We start from the raw sequence: 3936 nt of genomic DNA, 5'->3' as shown, positions 1-3936 counted from the left end.
ATCTTGAGGCAAGTTTCCCGCTTAGATGCTTTCAGCGGTTATCTTTTCCGAACATAGCTACCCGGCAATGCCACTGGCGTGACAACCGGAACACCAGAGGTTCGTCCACTCCGGTCCTCTCGTACTAGGAGCAGCCCCTCTCAAATCTCAAACGTCCACGGCAGATAGGGACCGAACTGTCTCACGACGTTCTAAACCCAGCTCGCGTACCACTTTAAATGGCGAACAGCCATACCCTTGGGACCGGCTTCAGCCCCAGGATGTGATGAGCCGACATCGAGGTGCCAAACACCGCCGTCGATATGAACTCTTGGGCGGTATCAGCCTGTTATCCCCGGAGTACCTTTTATCCGTTGAGCGATGGCCCTTCCATACAGAACCACCGGATCACTAAGACCTACTTTCGTACCTGCTCGACGTGTCTGTCTCGCAGTCAAGCGCGCTTTTGCCTTTATACTCTACGCGTGATTTCCGACCACGCTGAGCGCACCTTCGTACTCCTCCGTTACTCTTTAGGAGGAGACCGCCCCAGTCAAACTACCCACCATACACTGTCCTCGATCCGGATAACGGACCAGAGTTAGAACCTCAAGGTTGCCAGGGTGGTATTTCAAGGTTGGCTCCACGCAGACTGGCGTCCACGCTTCAAAGCCTCCCACCTATCCTACACAAGCAAGCTCAAAGTCCAGTGCAAAGCTATAGTAAAGGTTCACGGGGTCTTTCCGTCTAGCCGCGGATACACTGCATCTTCACAGCGATTTCAATTTCACTGAGTCTCGGGTGGAGACAGCGCCGCCATCGTTACGCCATTCGTGCAGGTCGGAACTTACCCGACAAGGAATTTCGCTACCTTAGGACCGTTATAGTTACGGCCGCCGTTTACCGGGGCTTCGATCAAGAGCTTCGCTTTCGCTAACCCCATCAATTAACCTTCCGGCACCGGGCAGGCGTCACACCCTATACGTCCACTTTCGTGTTTGCAGAGTGCTGTGTTTTTAATAAACAGTCGCAGCGGCCTGGTATCTTCGACCGGCATGGGCTTACGTAGTAAATACTTCACCCTCACCGGCGCACCTTCTCCCGAAGTTACGGTGCCATTTTGCCTAGTTCCTTCACCCGAGTTCTCTCAAGCGCCTTGGTATTCTCTACCCAACCACCTGTGTCGGTTTGGGGTACGGTTCCTGGTTACCTGAAGCTTAGAAGCTTTTCCTGGAAGCATGGCATCAACCACTTCGTCATCTAAAAGACAACTCGTCATCAGTTCTCAGCCTTAGGATCCCGGATTTACCTAAGATCCCAGCCTACAACCTTAAACTTGGACAACCAACGCCAAGCTGGCCTAGCCTTCTCCGTCCCTCCATCGCAGTAACCAGAAGTACAGGAATATTAACCTGTTTCCCATCGACTACGCTCTTCAGCCTCGCCTTAGGGACCGACTAACCCTGCGTCGATTAACGTTGCGCAGGAACCCTTGGTCTTTCGGCGTGGGAGTTTTTCACTCCCATTGTCGTTACTCATGTCAGCATTCGCACTTCTGATACCTCCAGCCAGCTTCTCAACTGACCTTCACAGGCTTACAGAACGCTCCTCTACCGCACATCCAAAGGATGCACCCGTAGCTTCGGTGTATGGTTTGAGCCCCGTTACATCTTCCGCGCAGGCCGACTCGACTAGTGAGCTATTACGCTTTCTTTAAAGGGTGGCTGCTTCTAAGCCAACCTCCTAGCTGTCTAAGCCTTCCCACATCGTTTACCACTTAACCATAACTTTGGGACCTTAGCTGACGGTCTGGGTTGTTTCCCTTTTCACGACGGACGTTAGCACCCGCCGTGTGTCTCCCACGCTCGCACTTCCAGGTATTCGGAGTTTGCATCGGTTTGGTAAGTCGGGATGACCCCCTAGCCGAAACAGTGCTCTACCCCCTGGAGTGATACGTGAGGCGCTACCTAAATAGCTTTCGAGGAGAACCAGCTATCTCCGAGCTTGATTAGCCTTTCACTCCTATCCACAAGTCATCCCCTGCCTTTTCAACGGAAGTGGGTTCGGTCCTCCAGTCAGTGTTACCTAACCTTCAACCTGCTCATGGATAGATCGCCCGGTTTCGGGTCTATACCCAGCGACTAAACGCCCTATTAAGACTCGCTTTCGCTACGCCTCCCCTAAACGGTTAAGCTCGCCACTGAATATAAGTCGCTGACCCATTATACAAAAGGTACGCAGTCACCCAACAAAGTGGGCTCCCACTGCTTGTACGCATACGGTTTCAGGTTCTATTTCACTCCCCTCTCCGGGGTTCTTTTCGCCTTTCCCTCACGGTACTGGTTCACTATCGGTCAGTCAGTAGTATTTAGCCTTGGAGGATGGTCCCCCCATATTCAGACAAAGTTTCTCGTGCTCCGTCCTACTCGATTTCACTTCAAGGATTCTTTCGTGTACGGGGCTATCACCCACTATGGCGGCACTTTCCAGAGCCTTCCACTAAAATCCAAGAAGCTTAAGGGCTAATCCCCGTTCGCTCGCCACTACTAAGGGAATCTCGGTTGATTTCTATTCCTCAGGGTACTTAGATGTTTCAGTTCCCCTGGTTCGCCTCTTGCACCTATGTATTCAGTACAAGATACCCAGCTTGTGCTGGGTGGGTTCCCCCATTCAGAGATCTCCGGATCAAAGTCTGTTTGCCGACTCCCCGAAGCTTTTCGCAGGCTACCACGTCTTTCATCGCCTCTGACTGCCAAGGCATCCACCGTATGCGCTTATTCACTTGACCATATAACCCCAAGCAATCTGGTTATATTCGTGTAAATACGACATTCGCCGAAAACTTGCGCTTGAACTCGCAAATTTACCTTGACTTGATTAGCCGCCAGTGAAAACGACTAACCAGTCTACTTCTATCACATACCCAAATTTTTAAAGAACAGTCTGATACAAAGACCAGAAATCAATGTTTCACCCTCCACATCTGCCTTGCGGCACCGGGCGGTAAACACTCATTTCTGAGCTTTCGGCGATTTTCGTCTTGGGAGTGGTGGAGCCAAGGAGGATCGAACTCCTGACCTCCTGCGTGCAAAGCAGGCGCTCTCCCAGCTGAGCTATGGCCCCATCAATTTTGACCGGCCTGCGCACCACGACAATTGGTGGGTCTGGGCAGATTCGAACTGCCGACCTCACCCTTATCAGGGGTGCGCTCTAACCAACTGAGCTACAGACCCAATCGCCTTTCATCAGTGAATCAAGCAATTCGTGTGGGAACTTATGAGGAAGCTGAAGTCTTCGATTAAGGAGGTGATCCAGCCGCAGGTTCCCCTACGGCTACCTTGTTACGACTTCACCCCAGTCATGAATCACTCCGTGGTAACCGTCCCCCCGAAGGTTAGACTAGCTACTTCTGGAGCAACCCACTCCCATGGTGTGACGGGCGGTGTGTACAAGGCCCGGGAACGTATTCACCGTGACATTCTGATTCACGATTACTAGCGATTCCGACTTCACGCAGTCGAGTTGCAGACTGCGATCCGGACTACGATCGGTTTTGTGAGATTAGCTCCACCTCGCGGTTTGGCAACCCTCTGTACCGACCATTGTAGCACGTGTGTAGCCCTGGCCGTAAGGGCCATGATGACTTGACGTCATCCCCACCTTCCTCCGGTTTGTCACCGGCAGTCTCCTTAGAGTGCCCACCATTACGTGCTGGTAACTAAGGACAAGGGTTGCGCTCGTTACGGGACTTAACCCAACATCTCACGACACGAGCTGACGACAGCCATGCAGCACCTGTGTCTGAGTTCCCGAAGGCACCAATCCATCTCTGGAAAGTTCTCAGCATGTCAAGGCCAGGTAAGGTTCTTCGCGTTGCTTCGAATTAAACCACATGCTCCACCGCTTGTGCGGGCCCCCGTCAATTCATTTGAGTTTTAACCTTGCGGCCGTACTCCC

2 tRNA genes and 2 rRNA genes are annotated in these 3936 nt (G+C 52.3%); all 4 read right to left on the bottom strand.

The window, feature by feature from the left end:
* Nucleotides 1-2767: ribosomal RNA gene (locus tag BM297_RS21215) — 23S ribosomal RNA — on the bottom strand; the annotation flags it as partial.
* Between the two features lie 259 nt (nt 2768-3026).
* Nucleotides 3027-3102: transfer RNA gene (locus BM297_RS21210), tRNA-Ala, on the bottom strand.
* Nucleotides 3103-3135: 33 nt separating this feature from the next.
* Nucleotides 3136-3212 (bottom strand) — tRNA-Ile (locus BM297_RS21205).
* A 66-nt stretch (nt 3213-3278) separates the two neighbouring features.
* Nucleotides 3279-3936 (bottom strand): 16S ribosomal RNA (locus tag BM297_RS21200); the annotation flags it as partial.

The sequence above is a fragment of the Geopseudomonas sagittaria genome, assembly GCF_900115715.1.
In the GTDB taxonomy this organism is placed as follows: domain Bacteria; phylum Pseudomonadota; class Gammaproteobacteria; order Pseudomonadales; family Pseudomonadaceae; genus Geopseudomonas; species Geopseudomonas sagittaria.
Note: the sequence above shows the minus strand (reverse complement) of the source record. Positions and strands in the feature narration are given on the sequence as shown.